The organism is Mycoplasma mobile 163K (assembly GCF_000008365.1).
In the GTDB taxonomy this organism is placed as follows: Bacteria; Bacillota_I; Bacilli_A; order Mycoplasmatales; family Metamycoplasmataceae; genus Mycoplasma_J; species Mycoplasma_J mobile.
In genome coordinates, this window is the sequence record NC_006908.1 from 290,217 (window position 1) to 307,464 (window position 17,248).

30 protein-coding genes and 1 tRNA gene are annotated in these 17,248 nt (G+C 27.7%); 27 read left to right on the plus strand and 4 right to left on the minus strand.

What is annotated here, in order from left to right; all coding sequences use genetic code 4:
• Positions 1–13: 13 nt before the first annotated feature.
• Positions 14–1,243: an arginine deiminase family protein gene (locus tag MMOB_RS01210; RefSeq protein ID WP_011264743.1), complete on the plus strand. Its 1,230-nt coding sequence runs from the start codon at positions 14–16 to the stop codon at positions 1,241–1,243.
• A 79-nt stretch (positions 1,244–1,322) separates the two neighbouring features.
• Here MMOB_RS01210 and tuf read toward each other — a convergent pair whose 3' ends face one another.
• The 4 genes from tuf to rpsF form a co-directional block, all read right to left on the minus strand.
• Positions 1,323–2,525 (minus strand): elongation factor Tu, encoded by a 1,203-nt coding sequence (gene tuf, locus MMOB_RS01215; RefSeq protein ID WP_011264744.1) that lies wholly within the window; start codon positions 2,523–2,525, stop codon positions 1,323–1,325.
• 164 nt (positions 2,526–2,689) lie between these two features.
• Positions 2,690–2,932, minus strand: a complete 243-nt coding sequence (gene rpsR / locus MMOB_RS01220) for a 30S ribosomal protein S18 (protein ID WP_041363074.1) — start codon at positions 2,930–2,932, stop codon at positions 2,690–2,692.
• Positions 2,933–2,952: 20 nt separating this feature from the next.
• Complete coding sequence (locus MMOB_RS01225) at positions 2,953–3,465, minus strand: single-stranded DNA-binding protein (RefSeq protein WP_041362831.1); 513 nt, start codon at positions 3,463–3,465, stop codon at positions 2,953–2,955.
• Positions 3,466–3,501: 36 nt separating this feature from the next.
• On the minus strand, positions 3,502–3,966 hold the full coding sequence (gene rpsF, locus MMOB_RS01230; protein WP_011264747.1) for a 30S ribosomal protein S6: 465 nt from the start codon (positions 3,964–3,966) through the stop codon (positions 3,502–3,504).
• A gap of 161 nt (positions 3,967–4,127) precedes the next feature.
• On the opposite strand from rpsF, the gene MMOB_RS01235 reads away from it, so the two are divergent.
• The 26 genes from MMOB_RS01235 to rpsE all read left to right on the plus strand — a co-directional run bounded on the left by MMOB_RS01235 (position 4,128) and on the right by rpsE (position 17,247).
• Positions 4,128–4,799: a 16S rRNA (uracil(1498)-N(3))-methyltransferase gene (locus MMOB_RS01235; RefSeq protein WP_011264748.1), complete on the plus strand. Its 672-nt coding sequence runs from the start codon at positions 4,128–4,130 to the stop codon at positions 4,797–4,799.
• Positions 4,800–4,977: 178 nt separating this feature from the next.
• Entirely contained in the window at positions 4,978–5,412 is a 435-nt protein-coding gene (rplM, locus tag MMOB_RS01240; RefSeq protein ID WP_011264749.1) for a 50S ribosomal protein L13, read from the plus strand.
• Positions 5,412–5,804 carry a 30S ribosomal protein S9 gene (gene rpsI / locus MMOB_RS01245; protein WP_011264750.1) on the plus strand — a complete coding sequence of 131 codons (393 nt, stop codon included), beginning with the start codon at positions 5,412–5,414 and terminating at the stop codon, positions 5,802–5,804. The genes rplM and rpsI overlap by 1 nt, the downstream gene beginning before the upstream one ends.
• 62 nt (positions 5,805–5,866) lie before the next feature.
• Positions 5,867–5,943: transfer RNA gene (locus MMOB_RS01250), tRNA-Ile, on the plus strand.
• 56 nt (positions 5,944–5,999) lie between these two features.
• A complete protein-coding gene (locus tag MMOB_RS01255) occupies positions 6,000–6,773 on the plus strand; it encodes a tRNA1(Val) (adenine(37)-N6)-methyltransferase (protein WP_011264751.1) in 774 nt (257 codons plus the stop codon).
• A gap of 67 nt (positions 6,774–6,840) precedes the next feature.
• Entirely contained in the window at positions 6,841–7,281 is a 441-nt protein-coding gene (msrB, locus tag MMOB_RS01260) for a peptide-methionine (R)-S-oxide reductase MsrB (RefSeq protein WP_011264752.1), read from the plus strand.
• Positions 7,282–7,304: 23 nt separating this feature from the next.
• Complete coding sequence (locus MMOB_RS01265; protein ID WP_011264753.1) at positions 7,305–7,640, plus strand: hypothetical protein; 336 nt, start codon at positions 7,305–7,307, stop codon at positions 7,638–7,640.
• A 183-nt stretch (positions 7,641–7,823) separates the two neighbouring features.
• Positions 7,824–8,132 carry a 30S ribosomal protein S10 gene (rpsJ, locus tag MMOB_RS01270; RefSeq protein ID WP_011264754.1) on the plus strand — a complete coding sequence of 103 codons (309 nt, stop codon included), beginning with the start codon at positions 7,824–7,826 and terminating at the stop codon, positions 8,130–8,132.
• A 22-nt stretch (positions 8,133–8,154) separates the two neighbouring features.
• Positions 8,155–9,048, plus strand: coding sequence for a 50S ribosomal protein L3 (gene rplC / locus MMOB_RS01275; RefSeq protein ID WP_011264755.1), 894 nt, complete (start codon positions 8,155–8,157; stop codon positions 9,046–9,048).
• A 2-nt stretch (positions 9,049–9,050) separates the two neighbouring features.
• Positions 9,051–9,932 (plus strand): 50S ribosomal protein L4, encoded by an 882-nt coding sequence (gene rplD, locus MMOB_RS01280; RefSeq protein WP_011264756.1) that lies wholly within the window; start codon positions 9,051–9,053, stop codon positions 9,930–9,932.
• Positions 9,932–10,573, plus strand: coding sequence for a 50S ribosomal protein L23 (gene rplW, locus MMOB_RS03565; RefSeq protein WP_011264757.1), 642 nt, complete (start codon positions 9,932–9,934; stop codon positions 10,571–10,573). The genes rplD and rplW overlap by 1 nt, the downstream gene beginning before the upstream one ends.
• Before the next feature lie 91 nt (positions 10,574–10,664).
• A complete protein-coding gene (gene rplB / locus MMOB_RS01290; RefSeq protein WP_011264758.1) occupies positions 10,665–11,516 on the plus strand; it encodes a 50S ribosomal protein L2 in 852 nt (283 codons plus the stop codon).
• Positions 11,516–11,791, plus strand: coding sequence for a 30S ribosomal protein S19 (rpsS, locus tag MMOB_RS01295; protein ID WP_011264759.1), 276 nt, complete (start codon positions 11,516–11,518; stop codon positions 11,789–11,791). The genes rplB and rpsS overlap by 1 nt, the downstream gene beginning before the upstream one ends.
• Positions 11,791–12,123 carry a 50S ribosomal protein L22 gene (gene rplV, locus MMOB_RS01300; RefSeq protein WP_011264760.1) on the plus strand — a complete coding sequence of 111 codons (333 nt, stop codon included), beginning with the start codon at positions 11,791–11,793 and terminating at the stop codon, positions 12,121–12,123. Before rpsS ends, rplV begins: the two co-directional genes overlap by 1 nt.
• Positions 12,124–12,134: 11 nt before the next feature.
• Positions 12,135–12,812: a 30S ribosomal protein S3 gene (rpsC, locus tag MMOB_RS01305; protein WP_011264761.1), complete on the plus strand. Its 678-nt coding sequence runs from the start codon at positions 12,135–12,137 to the stop codon at positions 12,810–12,812.
• Positions 12,790–13,206, plus strand: a complete 417-nt coding sequence (rplP, locus tag MMOB_RS01310) for a 50S ribosomal protein L16 (protein ID WP_011264762.1) — start codon at positions 12,790–12,792, stop codon at positions 13,204–13,206. The genes rpsC and rplP overlap by 23 nt, the downstream gene beginning before the upstream one ends.
• Positions 13,206–13,460, plus strand: a complete 255-nt coding sequence (gene rpmC, locus MMOB_RS01315; RefSeq protein ID WP_011264763.1) for a 50S ribosomal protein L29 — start codon at positions 13,206–13,208, stop codon at positions 13,458–13,460. The genes rplP and rpmC overlap by 1 nt, the downstream gene beginning before the upstream one ends.
• Positions 13,444–13,722 (plus strand): 30S ribosomal protein S17, encoded by a 279-nt coding sequence (gene rpsQ, locus MMOB_RS01320; RefSeq protein WP_011264764.1) that lies wholly within the window; start codon positions 13,444–13,446, stop codon positions 13,720–13,722. The genes rpmC and rpsQ overlap by 17 nt, the downstream gene beginning before the upstream one ends.
• The gene (rplN, locus tag MMOB_RS01325) at positions 13,722–14,090 is read left to right on the plus strand and encodes a 50S ribosomal protein L14 (protein WP_011264765.1); all 369 of its coding nucleotides are present in this window, start codon (positions 13,722–13,724) and stop codon (positions 14,088–14,090) included. Before rpsQ ends, rplN begins: the two co-directional genes overlap by 1 nt.
• Positions 14,091–14,097: 7 nt before the next feature.
• The gene (gene rplX, locus MMOB_RS01330) at positions 14,098–14,475 is read left to right on the plus strand and encodes a 50S ribosomal protein L24 (RefSeq protein WP_011264766.1); all 378 of its coding nucleotides are present in this window, start codon (positions 14,098–14,100) and stop codon (positions 14,473–14,475) included.
• Positions 14,475–15,023: a 50S ribosomal protein L5 gene (gene rplE / locus MMOB_RS01335; protein WP_011264767.1), complete on the plus strand. Its 549-nt coding sequence runs from the start codon at positions 14,475–14,477 to the stop codon at positions 15,021–15,023. The genes rplX and rplE overlap by 1 nt, the downstream gene beginning before the upstream one ends.
• An 8-nt stretch (positions 15,024–15,031) precedes the next feature.
• Positions 15,032–15,217 (plus strand): type Z 30S ribosomal protein S14, encoded by a 186-nt coding sequence (locus MMOB_RS01340; protein WP_011264768.1) that lies wholly within the window; start codon positions 15,032–15,034, stop codon positions 15,215–15,217.
• A complete protein-coding gene (rpsH, locus tag MMOB_RS01345; RefSeq protein ID WP_011264769.1) occupies positions 15,217–15,618 on the plus strand; it encodes a 30S ribosomal protein S8 in 402 nt (133 codons plus the stop codon). The genes MMOB_RS01340 and rpsH overlap by 1 nt, the downstream gene beginning before the upstream one ends.
• A 5-nt stretch (positions 15,619–15,623) precedes the next feature.
• Positions 15,624–16,163: a 50S ribosomal protein L6 gene (rplF, locus tag MMOB_RS01350; protein ID WP_011264770.1), complete on the plus strand. Its 540-nt coding sequence runs from the start codon at positions 15,624–15,626 to the stop codon at positions 16,161–16,163.
• Positions 16,163–16,516 (plus strand): 50S ribosomal protein L18, encoded by a 354-nt coding sequence (gene rplR / locus MMOB_RS01355; RefSeq protein WP_011264771.1) that lies wholly within the window; start codon positions 16,163–16,165, stop codon positions 16,514–16,516. The genes rplF and rplR overlap by 1 nt, the downstream gene beginning before the upstream one ends.
• Positions 16,516–17,247 (plus strand): 30S ribosomal protein S5, encoded by a 732-nt coding sequence (rpsE, locus tag MMOB_RS01360; RefSeq protein ID WP_011264772.1) that lies wholly within the window; start codon positions 16,516–16,518, stop codon positions 17,245–17,247. The genes rplR and rpsE overlap by 1 nt, the downstream gene beginning before the upstream one ends.
• Position 17,248 lies beyond the last annotated feature (1 nt).

The following is a 17,248-nucleotide window of genomic DNA, read 5'->3' on the forward strand; positions in this document are numbered from 1 at the left end:
TAAAGGAGTCAAAATGAAAGATACAAAAGATATAATTAATGTTTTTAGTGAAATTGGAGAATTAAAAAAAGTTTTAATTCACACTCCAGGGAATGAATTAAAATATGTTTCCCCTTATAGATTAGATGAATTGTTATTCTCAAATGTTTTAGAATGAAGAGAAGCAAAAAAAGAACATAATGAATTTATTCAAAAATTAAAATCGGAAGGAGTAGAACCAGTAGAACTTACTGATTTAGTTGCAGAATCTTTTGAAGAAAGTTCTATCAAAGTCAAAAATGATTTTATTAGACAATATTTAGATGAAGCAACTCCGATTTTAGATGGATTAACAAAACAAAAATTGTTACCATTTTTTCTTGATATCAAGCACTCTACTAGGAAAACAATTGAATTGATGATGAGTGGAATAACTCAAAAAGACATTAGTATTTCTCATATCGAAAGGGAATTAATTATTGATCCAATGCCAAATTTATATTTTTCTAGAGACAATTTTATTTCAATTGGAAATAGTGTCATTATTTCCAATATGAAATATAAAACAAGAAAAAGAGAGACTATTTTTACTGACTTTATTTTTAAAAATCATCCACTTTATAAAAAAGTTAATATGGCTTTCGAAAGGAAAGATTTGAATAATCAAATAAGTATTATTGAAGGCGGAGATGTTTTAGTTTATTCAAAAGAAATTCTAATTATCGGAATTTCTGAAAGAACAACAATGAGTGCAATTTTAGAACTAGCTGAAAATTTTAAAAAAACAAAGCGTTCTTTTAAAAAAATTTACGGAGTAGAAGTTCCAAAAATGAAAAATTTAATGCATTTAGATACTTGATTAACAATGATTGATTACGATAAGTTCATTTATTCACCAAATGTTTTAACTGATTTAAAATTTTGAGAAATCAATCTTGATTATGAAAAAATTTCTTCAAAAGAATTACATGCTTCTTTAAGTGAATTTTTAAAATTAATTATTGGAAAAGATCCTATTTTGATTCCTATTGGTGGAAAAGGAGCTTCTCAAATTACAATTGATATTGAGACAAATTTTGTAGCTGCTAATTATCTAGTAATTAGACCCGGAGTTGTAATTGGTTATAGTAGAAATTACGAAACCCAAAAAGCCTTGGAAGGTCATGGCGTGAAAGTGATTGCTTTTGAAGGTAATCAACTTTCTTTGGGAATGGGTAGTTCAAGATGTATGTCAATGCCTTTAATTCGTTCTAATTTAAAGTAAGAAAATAAAAATAAAAAACACATTCATGTGTTTTTTATTTTGAGTTTAAGATTAATAACTTTAATTGTTTAATAATAAATTATTTAACAATTTCTGTAACTGAACCAGCTCCAACTGTTCTTCCACCTTCTCTAATAGAGAATTTAGTTCCAACTTCAACTGCAATAGGTGATATTAAATCAACTATTAAATCAACATTATCTCCAGGAGTTACCATTTCAATATTATTTGGTAATTCAATTCCTCCTGTTACGTCAGTTGTTCTAAAATAGAATTGTGGTTTATAGTTTTTGAAGAATGGAGTGTGACGCCCTCCTTCTTCTTTTTTAAGAGCATAAATTGCTGCTTTAAATTTTGTGTGAGGAACAATTGTACCTGGTTTAGCTAATACTTGACCTCTTTCAATTTGTTCACGGTTAATTCCTCTTAAAAGCAATCCTGCATTATCACCTGCAAGAGCTGTTTTAAGATTTTTACGGAACATTTCGATACCTGTAACTGTTGTTCTTTTTGGTTTTTCTGTGTACCCTACAATATCAACTTCTTCATTGATTTTCAATTCTCCACGTTCAACTTTACCAGTAGCAACAGTTCCACGTCCTGTAATTGTGAAAACATCTTCAACAGCCATCAAGAATGGTTTATCAACTTCACGAAGAGGAGCATCGATTCAATTGTCAACTTGACTCATTAATTCCATAACTTTATCTTCTCAAGCTTTTTCACCATTAAGTGCTTTAAGAGCCGATCCTCTAACAACAGGAGTATTTTCTCCATCAAATTCATATTGAGATAATAAGTCTCTAATTTCAAATTCAACTAAATCAGCCATTTCTTCAGCTTCTGATCCACTTCCTAATAAATCTACTTTATTTAGGAAAACTACCATTTTAGGAACTCCAACTTGTTTTGATAACAAAATGTGTTCTCTAGTTTGAGGCATAGGTCCATCTGTTGCAGCTACTACTAAAATAGCCCCATCCATTTGTGCAGCTCCAGTGATCATGTTTTTAACATAATCGGCATGCCCAGGACAATCCACGTGAGCATAGTGTCTTTTTTCAGTATTGTATTCAATGTGAGAAGTATTAATTGTAATCCCACGTTCTCTTTCTTCAGGAGCATTATCAATAGAACCATAGTCTCTTGCTTCATTTCCTTCGACATGTTTTGCTAAAACTGTAGCAATTGCAGCTGTTAAAGTTGTTTTTCCATGATCTACGTGACCAATTGTTCCAATATTAACATGTTCCTTTGATCTATCAAAATCAATTTTTGCCATATTTTTTTATCCTTTCGATTTATAATTTCTGTTCTAACGCGTTAAAACCACCAAAGTATAGTCTTTCATCTATAACCTATCCTTGCAATAAAACAGTTAATTATTACTTATTATTTTATCAAATATTCTAATATTTTTTATCTTATGTTCAAGCTTTTTTAAGCTTATTTTCTAATTCTTTCTGAAATAAATGGAATTAAAGCCATAATTCTTGCTCTTTTAATAACGTTTGAAATTAATCTTTGATGTTTAGCACAGTTTCCTGTGATTTTCGAAGATAAAATTTTTCCATGATTATTGATGTATTTTGAAACTAATTCAACATCTTTGTAATCGATATATTTAATTTTTTCAACATGGAAAAAGCAAGGTTTTGGCTTGAAAATTCTATTTGATTTTTTACTTATTATTCTTTTCATTATTCTCCCTAAAATTCTAAATCTCAATCCATTTCTTCATCTTCATCAGTTTCAGTTTTGAAACTTTGACTTGTTTTTTGAATTTTTGAACTTTTATTTTCGCTCGAATCAACAAATGTTGGTTCTGAAAAATTTGAATTGGATTTTTGTTTTGTTTCAAAGTTATTTGTTCCTTGAAACTCTTTTCTTTCATCTCTAGCTTTTTTACTTTCTAAAGATTTTATATTTGAAATAGTAACTTCATAAACATTTACAAATTCATCATTTGAATTTTTGAATGTAGATGTGCTAAAAGTTCCTTCAACACTTACTAAATCTCCTATGTTCATGTAATTATTTACAAAAGTAGCAGTGTTTCTTCAAGCAATCACCGGAATAAAATCACTATCTTCTCTTGCGTTTTGACTTACATTGTCTTTTCTTACAGCAACACGAAATCTAACATATGGAATATTTGAATTAGATGTTTCTTTTAATTCTCCTTTTTGAGCAATTCTTCCAACTAATAATACTTTATTCATATAAGACTCCTTCATTGTGCTATTAAACTAAATTTTTTATTCTCTATTTTCAGATTGAACTTTTTTTCTTGTATAGATTCTTTTTTCCCCTGAAGACTCTCTATTATTTGAAAATTCTTTATTTTCTGTTCCAACATTTTCTCTGTTAATTGTACTTGGATTTCTTCTAGGTCTATCTGCTGTTATTTTTTTAGTAAATTTCTTTTCACTAGCTTTTTTGCTTAAATATTTTTCTGTGTCTAAGTTAATAACCATAGTACGTCAAATAGTTTTTGAAATATTTGCACGTCTATTAAATTCAGTAATTTCAGGTCCTTTTGCTTCAACATTTACTAAAAAATAGTGCGCTGTACTTGAATGATTAACTTTATAAGCTAATTCTGTTCTTTCAAGTTGTTCAAATTTTTCAATTTTTTTGAAAATTTGATTTGTGAATTTTTCAATTACTGACTTTTCTTCTTTTGGATCAGTCATAATTAAAATTTCATATTTATTAGGCATTTGCCCCTCCCTTTGGTCATCTGGGTTTTTGATAATATATTTATAAAAACCAAGGAGTTTTAAAACTCATTTATCATTATAAATTAAAAGTTTTTTAAATTTCAACTTTATAAAGATTTATTTAATAATCAAATTTTTAATTTTTTTTATAAAATTATCTTATGCATAGATTTTTTGTAACAAAAAAAATAAATAACACTTTTATTTTAGATGAAAAAGTATTAAATCACATTAAAGTATTAAGAATCAAAAACGATTTTTTTATTTGCAATTATAATAATGAATTTTATAAATGTAAATTAGAAAATAAAATTGCAATTATAGTAGAGAAATTAAATATTGACAATGAGTTTAAAAATGAAGTTGTTTTAGCTATGGCTTTGATTAATCCAAAAAATTTTGAGTTAGTCTTGCAAAAAGCAACAGAACTAGGAGCTACTAAAATTATCCCTTTTATTTCAAAATTTTCAAATTTTAAAAAAGATTTTGCCTTAAAAAAAATAGAAAGATGAAATGAAATTATTTTAAACGCTTCAAGTCAATCGTTTAGAAATAAGGTTCCCATTTTGGAAAAACCACTTGATTTTTCACAAGTATTGGATTTAAATTATGAATATAAATATATTGCATACGAAAATACAGATTTGAGTAAAGAATTAAATACAAATTTGTTTTGCTCAAATTCAATTTTTATTATTGGACCTGAAGGAGGTTTTTTTCAAGATGAAATAAAAACAGCAATTGAAAAAGGTTGAAAAACAATTTCTCTAGGCAAAAGAATTTTAAGATCTGAAACTGCAGCTTTTTTTGTTTTATCAAGAGTAAATGAGTAATATTTAAACTGAAAACAAATATATTTTAAAAGCTTAAAAAATCAAAATGAAAAAAATAATAGATAAATGATAAATAATAATTAAATTTAATGTAAAATAATAAAAACTTAACTCTATTGAGTATATAATTATGCAACTAAAGAGAAAATTAAAATTTAAAATAAACTAAGGAGAACAAATGAGACAAACAACAATTATAAGACATAAAGAAACTGATAAAAAATGATTTGTTGTAGATGCAGAAGGTCAGGTGCTAGGTCGTTTAGCATCGGTTGTAGCATCTTATTTAAGAGGTAAAAATAAGCCTACTTTTACACCAAATGTTGATATGGGTGATAACATTATTGTAATTAATGCAGATAAAGTTGTCCTAACAGCAAAAAAAGAAGATGACAAAATTTATTATTCAAGTTCTGGTTATAATGGTGGTTTAAAAGCAATTAATGCAAGAGATTTAAGAGCAAAAAAACCATTTGCGCTTGTTGAAAAAGCTGTAAAAGGAATGATTCCGCATACAAAATTAGGTCGTAAACAATTCGGGAATTTATATGTTTATGCAGGTAGAGAGCACAATCATGAAGCTCAAAAACCAGAAGTATTAGAGGTTAAATAATGTCAGATATAATGTACCGTGGATTAGGAAGAAGAAAAAGTTCTTCTGCGAGAGTAATTTTGAGACCAGGTAAAGGTGAATTCTTAATTAACAAAAGAGTAGCTAGAGATTACCTGATGTCTGATATCTTATTGAAAGATGCTCTACAACCAATTGTTATTTCAGATCAAAAAGAAAAATTTGATATTACTGTTAATGTAAGAGGTGGAGGTTTGAGTGGTCAAGCAGGAGCTATTAGATTAGGAATTGCAAGAGCTTTATTAGAAGTTTCAGTTGATTTTCGTAAAAACTTAAAAACAGCAGGAATGTTAACAAGAGATGCTAGAGTTAAAGAACGTAAAAAACCAGGATTGAAAAAAGCTAGAAAAGCAAGACAATTTTCAAAACGTTAATAAATTTTTATTTTTAAAAACTTTTTATTTATATATAATAAAAGAATAAAAGTTTATTTTATGGGAGCGTAGCTCAGCTGGTTAGAGCACACGACTGATAATCGTGAGGTCGATGGTTCGAGTCCATTCGTTCCCACCATATCATTTAGGACCAAGAATCTTTAATAAGATTCTTTTTTATTTATAATTTAAATTATGATACTAAAAGTAAAGAAAACTTGAGAGAAAAACTCTTTGGGATTTGATTCAAATTTATTTATTTATCAAGATAAAACAATGTTTAATTATTCTGTAGACACAATTTTATTGGGTAATTTTTGTTCTATAAATTCCAAAACTAAAAGTATTCTTGAAATAGGAACAAATAATGCAGCTCTTGCAATTTTTGTTTCTGAGAGAAATAAGAATATTAAAATTGATGCAATTGAATTGCAAAAAAAAGCGATTCATTTAGCTAATTTTAATGTTATTATGAATTCAAAAGAAGAACAAATCTCAATTATTCATGCTAATTTTAATTCTTTTTGAAAAAAACATAATAAAAATCAAGCAAAAAAATATGATTCAATCATTTGTAATCCTCCATTTTATCAAATTGGTAAAAGACAATTAAAAAATGTAAGTAAAGAAAAACTAATTGCAACTTATGATCTTAAACTCAATTTTGATCAATTAATAAAAGGAGCTTCTAAAATTATTAAACAAAAAGGATATTTTTCGGTTGTAATACCAACTGAGAGATCAATTGATTTTTTTACAATTTTAAGAAAATATGATTTCGAACCAAAAAAAGTTCAATTTATCCACCCTAGAATTAATCAAAAATCAAATTTAGTTTTAATTGAATCAAGATATAAAACAGGTTGAGGAACAAATTTTTTAGAAAATATTTATTTACACCCTGAAGATGAACAAAATCATGAATATTTACCTAATGTTAAAAGTTTATATAAACCAATTAAATTTTAGATTTTCAAAATCCTTATAACTAATATATAATAATATAGTTATACAAAATTACTAATTAAGGAATAATATGAAAAAAAATATAGATAAAAATGAATTGAAGAAAAGATTGACAGATTTACAATGAAAAGTAACTCAGGAAAATGGAACCGAAAGACCTTATAACAATGAATTTGACAATCATTTTGAAGAAGGTATTTATATAGATATTGTAGATGGGACACCTTTATTTATATCGAAAGATAAGTATAATTCAGGCTGTGGTTGACCTGCTTTTACAAAACCAATTGATCCATTTGTTATAGAAGAAAAAATGGACTTCACTTCAGGAATGACTAGAGTTGAAATTAGATCTAAAAATGCTGATTCGCATTTAGGTCATGTTTTTAATGATGGACCAAGAGATAAAGGTGGCTTGCGTTTTTGTATCAATAGTGCATCATTAAAATTTATAAAAAAAGAAGATCTTGAAAAGGAAGGGTATTCAACATACTTAAAATTATTTAAATAATTTTAAGATTTTATTCTAATTTTATGAAACAAATAATTGCCCCCAGAGAAAAAGGTAGTTCTTTTAAAAAATATTTAAGATTTTTTTGAATCGTTTTTTTTCACTATTTTTGTTTTTTTGCTTATGTTTCAATATTTAGATTTTATTCCATTTATTCTATTTTTGTTTTAAATACATTTGTTGGTGTAACAAATCCATTTTGATATTTAATTTATTATTTTGTTTTTATTGGCCCGGGAACAAATGCCTCAATGAACTTAATGTATTTAGGAACTGGTTCACTAGCATCAAGAGCTTTTATGTGATTAAATACAAGTTTGTTAATAGTTTCAATGCCTTTTTTAATGTTTATTGTTTAAAATTCATAAACTTTACACAATTTTTTGAAAATATTTAAAGGTTTTTTTCTTTTAGTATATAATAAAAAAGCACATTATAAAACATGGTTAAGAAGCATAAGGTTGTTGATACTCCAAGAGTAGTTGTTAAGAGTTTCAAGTTTTTATGTGGAGCCAGTTCAAAAAGAACAAAGGAGCAACAAAATGAGCAAAATTAAAATTAAACTAAAATCATTTGATGCAGATTTAATTGAAGAAGTTTCAAAAAAATTTGTAGCTTTTGCAAAGTCAAAAGACATCAAGATGAGTGGACCAATTCCACTACCTACTAAAATTGAAAGAATTACAATTTTAAGGTCAGTACACGTTAATAAAGATTCACGTGAACAATTTGAAAGTAGAACACATAAAAGATTAATTATCTTTGAAAATCTTGACAAAAAAATGTTGGACGCTTTGAAAAGACAAGAGATTTCTACTGGTGTTCAAGTTGAAATAAAAGAAATAAATTAAATTATAAAAATTAGGAGAAAAGATGAAAGGAATCTTAGGACAAAAAATTGGGATGACTCAAATTTATACAGCACAAGGAAACAAAGTTCCTGTAACTGTAATTGAAGTTAAACCAAATGTTGTTACACATAAATTCGAAAACACTAAAGATGGCTATGTTGCATTGCAACTTGGTGCTTTTGATCAAAAAGAAAGAAAATTTAAAAAACCAGAAATTGGTCATTTTAAAAAATCAAACACAACGCCTAAGCGCTTCGTTAAAGAAATCCGTAATATGGATGGATATAATCTTGGCGATTTAGTAAAAGCAGACATTTTTAAAAGTGGAGAGCTAGTTGATGTTACAGGAATTTCAAAAGGAAAAGGATTTGCTGGAACAATCAAAAGACACAATCAAAAAATCGGTCCAAAATCGCATGGTGGTGGTGGTGGATCAAAACCAGTTAGACAAACAGGATCAATTGGAGATATTGCTGGAAACAAAGTTCTTAAAGGTATGACAATGCCTGGTCATTTAGGAAATGTACAAAGAACAATTCAAAATTTAGAAGTTGTAAAAGTAGATATCAAGAACAATATTTTGTTAGTAAAAGGATCTGTCCCAGGGCCAAAAAATTGTTTTTTAATTATTAAAAGCGCTATTAAAAATCTTCCTTCAAGAGAAGCAATTGAATTAGTTAATATTAAAGAAGCAATTCTAAAAAACCAATTACTTGAATCAGCTAAAAAATATGGTGCTGAAGTAAGTGTTGATATGAAAATTCATGAGATGGAAGAAATAATTCATGCAGCAATGAAAGAAAAAGAAAAATTAGAACAAGAAGCTAAACAAAATGCTGAAAAATCTAATTCAGATGATGATGTTAGAAAAGAAGCAGAAAAATTAAACAAAAATAAAGAAGATAAAGGAGAATAGTTATGGCTGAAGAATTGAAAAAAACAACAAAAGAAAAAACTCCAGTAAAAAAATCTTCTAAAGTTTCTGCAAGCAAAGCACCAACAAAAAAAGTAACTAAAACTACCGAAGTAAAAAAAGCAGATAAACTTGAAAAAGTTTCAAAACCAAAATCTGAAAGTACTAAAGTTTCTAAAGTATCAGTAAAATCAGTTAAAACTGAATCAATCAAATCAGAACCAGTAAAAACTAAAAAATCAAAAATTAAAGTTCTATCATCAAAAACAAATGAAGCAAAAAATATTTTGTTTAAAAATACAGTTAGTTTACCCAAGGGAATTTTTGGTTTATCTGAAGAAAAAATTAATACTCAAGCTATTTTTGATTCTATTTTATTTGAAAGAGCATCCCAAAGACAAGGGACACATTCAACTAAAACAAGAAGTGAAGTAAGTGGTGGTGGTAAAAAGCCATGAAAACAAAAAGGAACAGGTAGAGCAAGAGCTGGTTCTACAAGATCACCTATTTGAGTAGGTGGAGGAATTACTTTTGGTCCTAAACCACAAAAAAAATATGATTTTAAAATAAATAAAAAAGTTCGTAATCTTGCATTTTTATCTTCACTGACATTACTTGCAAATAAAAACGCTATTTTAGTTGAGGATTTAAAATTAGAAAAAATTTCTTCACAAGAATTAATAAAAAAATTAGAGGATTTAAAAATTAACAACTTAAAGAAAATTTTAATTGTTAGTGATGATGAAAAAATTTTCAAATCAGGAAGAAATGTTCAAAATCTTCATGTAGTTAAATTAAATTCATTAACAGTTGAACTTTTAAATGAAACACATGCATTATTGTTGAGTAAAAAAGATCTTACTACATTAGAAAGTAGAGTTAAATAATGAATCATAATGAAATTATTAAATACCCTTTATTAACAGAAAAATCATATAAAACTATGGCTCAAAATGTTTATGTTTTTGCTGTTGACAGAAGAGCTAGAAAAATTGAAATTAAAGATGCAATAGAATTTATTTTTGAAGTAAAAGTAGAAAAAATCAATTTATTTAATGTTCCTCAAAAAGAAAAAAAAGTAGGACGTTTTAAAGGTCTTACAAATTCATATAAAAAGGCTTATGTTTATTTAAGAGAAGGAAAAATCAATATTTTCCCTGAAGAAATTGAAAAAGAACAAAAAGTTGAAAAACAATTAATTAAAGAAAAATCAACATCAGAACTTAAATTAGAAGAAAAAATTGCAGCAAAAATTGCAGCAAAAGAACAGTCAGAAATTAAGGATGAAATTGTTAAAAGCGTTCCTAAAAAAGTAACTTCTATCAAAAAAGAAATTACTTCAAAAGAGGTAACCCCAATTAAGAAAACAACTTCTGTTAAGAAAGAAACTTCTCCTAAAGAAATAACTTCTGTTAAAAAAACAACAACAAAAGAAAAAGATAAAACATTAGTAGTGGCAAAAAAAGCAACTATTGATACAAAAGTTAAATCTACTACAACTAAAAAAACAACAACAAAAAAAGTTTAAAAAAACAAAAATATAGCGAAATTGATTAATTAATAAATCAATCAAATGCTTAGAAGAAAATTCGCAACTATTTTTAGGCAAAGGAGAAAAAATGGCTATTAAATATTTTAAGCCAACTACTAATGGTAGAAGAAATATGTCAAGTTTAGATTATTCAAAAAATTTAACTGGGCATGAACCTACAAAAAGTCTTATGACTATTTTGAAAAAAAAGGCTGGTCGTAATAATTCAGGTCAAATCACAACAAGACATAAAGGATCTGGAGAAAAAAGAAAGTATCGTTTAGTTGATTTTAAAAGACAAAAAGATAATATTGAAGCAATTGTGAAAACTATTGAATACGATCCAAACAGAAGTGCAAATATCTCATTAATTGTTTATAAAGATGGATTTAAATCATATATTTTATATCCTAAAGGTTTAAAAGTTAATGATGTAATTGTTTCAGGTGAAGATGTTGATATTAAAATCGGAAATACTTTACCATTGAAAAACATTCCAGAAGGAACTTTCATTCATAATATTGAAATGCAACCTAAAGGTGGAGCTATTATCGCTAGATCAGCAGGTTCTTCTGCTCAAATTTTAGGTAAAGATGACAATGGAAAATATGTTGTTTTAAGATTAAAATCTGGTGAAACAAGAAGAATTTTGGCTGAATGTAGAGCAACAATTGGTGTTGTCGGTAATGAAGAACATTCACTTGTTAATGTTGGAAAAGCCGGAAGAAATCGTCACAAAGGAATCAGACCTACTGTTAGAGGATCTGCCATGAACCCAAATGATCACCCGCATGGTGGTGGTGAAGGTAAACAACCAATTGGTAGAAAAAGCCCTATGACTCCTTGAGGTAGAAAAGCACTTGGTCCTAAGACAAGAAAAACAAACAAATCTTCAACAAAATTAATAATTAGAGGAAGAAAAAAGAGGATAAATAACTAATGGCAAGATCAGCAAAAAAAGGATTTTATGTAGAAGCATCATTAATGAAAAAAGTAGTTAATGCTATCGAATCAAAATCAAAAAAACCAATCAAAACATGATCAAGACGTTCAACTATTTTCCCTGAATTTGTAGGTTTTACATTTCAAGTTCATAATGGAAGACAATTTATTGATGTTTATGTAACAGATGATATGGTTGGGCATAAATTAGGAGAATTTTCACCAACAAGAACATACACAGGTCATGGATCAGAAAAAGGTAAGAAAAAATAATGGAATCAAGAGCAACAGTTAAAGTACAAAGAATTAGCGCTCGTAAAGCAAGATTAGTAGCAGATTTAATTCGTTATAAATCAGCAAACGATGCGTTATCTATTTTATATAACACAAACAAAAAAGCTTCAGCCTTATTTATAAAATTATTAAATTCAGCCGTAGCAAATGCAATCAATAATCATGGGATGAACAATGAAAAATTGGTTGTTGAAAAAGTTTTAGTAAATGAAGGTCCAACACTTAAAAGGTTTCAACCAAGAAGTCAAGGAAGAGCTTATTCAATTTTTAAAAGAACTAGTCATTTAGAAATTGTTTTAAAAGAAAAGTAGGAGAGTAATAAATGGGACAAAAAGTTAATCCAAATGGATTTAGATATGGTGTAACTAAAAAACATAACACCTTATGATATGCGGATAAAAAAGATTTTGCTGATATTTTATTACAAGATGATAAAATCTACAGATTTTTTAACAAGTTTACACGTGAATATTTAATTGGTAAAGTGGAAATTAGAAGAAATCAAAATGGTCATTTAAGTGTACTTGTTCATAGTGCAAAACCTGGAGCTATTTTAGGTCAAAATGGAGAAAACATCAATAAATTAACTCAAGATATTCAAAAACTTTTAAGAAACAAAGAACTTAAATTAAATATTGAAGTAGTTAATATTAAAAATCCTGACTTAAATGCAATCATTTTAGCAGAACAAATTGCTATTAAATTAGAAAATAGAGCACCTTTTAGAGTTGCACAAAAATTTGCAATTAGAAATGCAATGAAAAGTGGAGCAAAAGGAATTAAAACTCAAGTTTCAGGACGTTTAAATGGTGTAGATATGGCTCGTTCAGAAGGATATTCTGAAGGAGAAATGAAATTACATACTTTAAGACAAGATGTTGATTTTGCAATGGCGACTGCAAGAACAACTTATGGTGCAATTGGAGTTAAAGTTTGAGTTTCAAAAGGTGAATTTTTAGACGGGAATGGTGAAAAAAATGTTACAACCGAAAAGAACTAAATATCGTCGTACACATAGATTACAACACGATAAAGGTGAAGCACATACTGGTAATAAAGTATCTTTTGGTAAATTCGGTTTGCAAGCTAAAACATCAGCTTGAATTACAGCTAGACAAATTGAAAGTGCTAGAATTGCAATCACTCGTTATATGGGTCGTGAGGGGCAAGTGTTCATTAGAATTTTCCCACAATTAAGTCTTACTTCTAAACCTATTGGAGTACGTATGGGTAAGGGAAAAGGTTCTCCTGAAAAATGAGTAGCGGTTGCAAAAGTAAATACAATGTTATTTGAAGTATCAGGTGTTAAAGATGAAGTTGCTAAAGAAGCTTTACGTTTAGGATCTTACAAGCTTCCAGTAAAATCTAAAATTGTTTTAAAAGAGAGTGAATAATGTTATATAAAGATATTAAGAATAAATCTACTACTGAATTAAATGATTTGATTGTTGAATTAAAAGCTGAATTATTTTTATTAAGATTCAAAAATAAAACTTCTCAACAAGAACAAACACATAAAATTCAAGTAGTAAGAAAAGATGTTGCAAAAGTTCTAACTGCACTTAAAGAAAAACAAATTTTAGGTGAAAAAGAACTAATCAATAAAATTGATAAAAAAGAGGTAAAGAAAAATGCAAGAAAGAATTAATCGTCGTAAAGCTTTAACTGGAGTAGTTGTTTCAGATAAAAGTTCAAAAACTATTGTTGTTGCTGTCGATACTTTCAAAAAAGACCCTTTATATCAAAAACGTTTTAAATCAACGAAAAAATTTGCAGCTCATGATGAAAAAGAAGAAGCACAAATGGGTGATATTGTTAAAATTGTTGGTACAAGACCTTTAAGTAAAACAAAATTTTTCCGTTTAGAAAAAATTAGACAAAGAGCTAAAGAAGGAAAAGGAAGTGAATAATGATACAAGAAGAAAGTAGAGTTAAAGTAGCGGATAATTCAGGTGCAAAAGAAGTCGGGATTATTAGAAACTTAGGTGGAAGTGTTAAAAAAACTTCAAATATTGGTGATATTGTTGTTTGTTCAATTAAAAAAGCATTACCTACTGGTTTAGTAAAAGAAGGTCAAGTAGTTAGAGCAGTTGTTGTAAGAACAAAGTATGGTATTAAGAGAAAAGATGGAACTCACATTAAATTTGATGATAATGCTGTTGTTATTTTAAAAGAAGATGGAACTCCAAGAGCAACTAGAGTTTTTGGGCCTGTAGCAAGAGAATTGCGTGATAAAGGTTATTTAAAAATTGTTTCTCTAGCGCCAGAGGTTTTATAGGATAAGTATGAAATTACAAAAATCAAAATTACATAAAAATGATCAAGTTTTAATAATTTCTGGAAAATTCAAAGGAAGATCTGGACAAATTATTGCTATTGATTACAAAAATGAAACTGTTAAAGTTAGAGACATCAACAAAGTAACAAAACATGTTAAACCTACACAACAAAAAACAGAAGGTGGCATCGAAACCTTTGAAGCAGGAATTCACATTTCTAATGTTGCTTTAAAATTTAAAACACCAAAACTAAAATCAAAAGATAAAGCAACAAGTGACACTTCAATTACTCCTTTATCAGCAAAAGAACATACAAAAATTGGTTATAAAATCGAAAATAATAAAAAAGTACGAATTGCTAAACGTACTGGAAAGAGCATTTAATGAATGAACTACAAGTTAAATTTAATGAAAAAGTTAAACAAGACATCATGAAAAACTTTGGTTATAAATCACCAATGCAAATTCCAAGAATTAAAAAAATTGTAATTAATATGACAGCAGGTAATGAAGTATCAAACACTAAAGCTGTTGAAGAAGTAATAAATGAATTAACTTTAATTACAGGGCAAACCCCTTACAAAACACATGCAAAAAAATCTTTAGCTTCATTTAAAATTCGTGAAGGAATGCCAATGGGTGGAAAAGTTACTTTAAGAAGAGACAAAATGTGAGATTTTTTACAAAAATTGATAGACATTGTTATTCCTAGAATAAGAGATTTTAGAGGTATTAGTCCAAAATCTTTTGATGGAAGAGGTAATTTTGCACTTGGAATTGAAGAAGAAATCATTTTCCCAGAAATTGATTTTGATAAAATTCGTCGTAATAAAGGACTAGATGTAATTATTGTAACAAGCGCAAATACAGATAGTGAAGCAAAATATTTATTAGAAAAACTAGGAATGCCTTTTGCTAAGGCAACAAATTAAGGGGAAATATGGCAAAAACATCATTAAAAGTCAAAGCTACTAGACATCCTAAATATTCTGCAAGAGCATATACAAGATGCCAGATTTGTGGTCGTCCACAAGCTGTTTTAAGAAAATATAAAATTTGTCGTATTTGTTTTAGAAAATTAGCACATGAAGGTAAAATTCCTGGCATGAAGAAAGCGAGCTGATAATGTCTAGAGTTATTACAGATCCAATTGCAGATATGTTAGTAAGAATAAAAAATGCAACTGCAAGAAAACATAAAAATGTTTTAATCCCTTTTTCAAATAAAAAATCTAAAATTTTAGAAATCATTAAAGATCAAGGATATATTTTTGATTTTGCTATTGAAGGAGATAGTGTTAAGAAAAATCTTAATGTTACTTTAAAATACAAAAATAATATCAGTGTAATTACTGGTGTAAAAAGAATTTCAAAACCTGGACTAAAAGTTTATTCTTCAGTTGAAGATTTACCAATGGTATTAAATGGTTATGGAATTGCAATCATTTCTACTTCAAAAGGTGTTTTAACCGACAAACAAGCAAGAAAGGAAAATGTAGGTGGCGAAATCGTTGCTTACATTTGATAAGTAATATGTCACGTGTTGGAAGAAGAGTTTTAACTTTACCTAAAGATGTAGAGTTAAATATTAAAAATAATTTAGTAGAAATTAAGGGTAAATTAGGAGTTTTAACTTTTAATGTTAATCCTTTAATTGCTATCGAAGTAGAAAATCATGAAGTAAAAACAATTAGAGCAAATGAAGAAAAACATACAAAACAATTACATGGAACAACAAATTCTATTATTGAAAATATGATCATTGGTGTAAGTAAAGGGTTTAAAAAAGAACTTGAAATAAAAGGTGTTGGATACAAATCTGCTTTAAAAGGTAGTCAAATTGAAATTGCAGCAGGATATTCACATTTGGTTTATGTTAATGTTCCAAAAGAACTAAAAGTAGAAATTCCAAAACCTACTCAAATTATTATTTCAGGAATTGATAATCAAAAAGTTGGAGAACTTGCTGCTGTTATTAGAAAAGTAAGAACTCCAAATCCTTATTCAGGAAAAGGGATTATGTATAAAGGCGAAGTAATTCGTCGTAAAGAAGGAAAGGCAGCAGGTAAATAATGGCAAAACTATTAAGTCGTAATGATGCAAGAAAAGCAAAACATCTACGTATTCGTAATAAAATACGTAAAACAACAAATTTACCTCGTGTTTTTGTTTACAAATCTTTACAAAATTTTTATGCACAACTTTTTGATGATAAATTAAATAAAACAATTGTTAGTTTAGGAACATCTAAAAACAAAGAATATAGCGGTAATATAGCTGCTGCTAAAAAACTAGGACATGAAATGGGAGCTTTATTAAAAACTAAAAAAATTGATAAAATTGTTTTTGATCGTTCTGGATATATTTATCACGGAAGAGTAAAAGCCTTTGCTGAAGCAATGCGTGAAGAAGGAGTTAAATTTTAATGCCTATTGATAAAAAACAAGAAAAGAATTTTACAAATAAAATTCAAGAAGAAGGACAAAAGTCTTTAGATACTTCTTTAACTCAAGAAATTGAAATTTTAGAAGAAAAATTAAACAAAAATCCTGATCACAAGGGTACAATAAATACAACTCCTAATGATAATTCAACATCTAAAAATTCAAAAGATAAAGATTTTAAATTTAAAAAGAAAACTAATTCTCAAAATTTCAAAAAAAATGCTAACAAAAAACCTGAAAAAGAATTTGAAGAAAAAATCGTTAATATTGCAAGAGTTACAAATGTTGTAAAAGGTGGAAGAAGATTTTCATTTGCAGCTGTTGTAGTTGTTGGTGATAAAAAAGGTAGAGTTGGTTATGGTCACGGAAAAGCTCTTGAAGTACCAGATGCAATTAAAAAAGCAGTAAAAGATGCTCAAAACAATTTAATTAGAGTTCCAATTATTAATAAATCGACTGTTCCTCATGAGCAGTGAGCTAAATTTTTAGCCTCAAAAGTTATGTTGAAACCAGCTCCAAAAGGGAAAGGAATTATTGCTTCTAATTCAGTTAGAGCAGTAGTTGAACTTGCGGGATATACAGACATTTACACAAAATCTTATGGTTCAAGATCAAAAGAAAATGTTGTTAAAGCTGTTTTTGATGCACTTAAAAAATTAAGATATGCTGAAGACATTGCTAAAATGCGTGATTTAGATATTAAAGATTTATAGA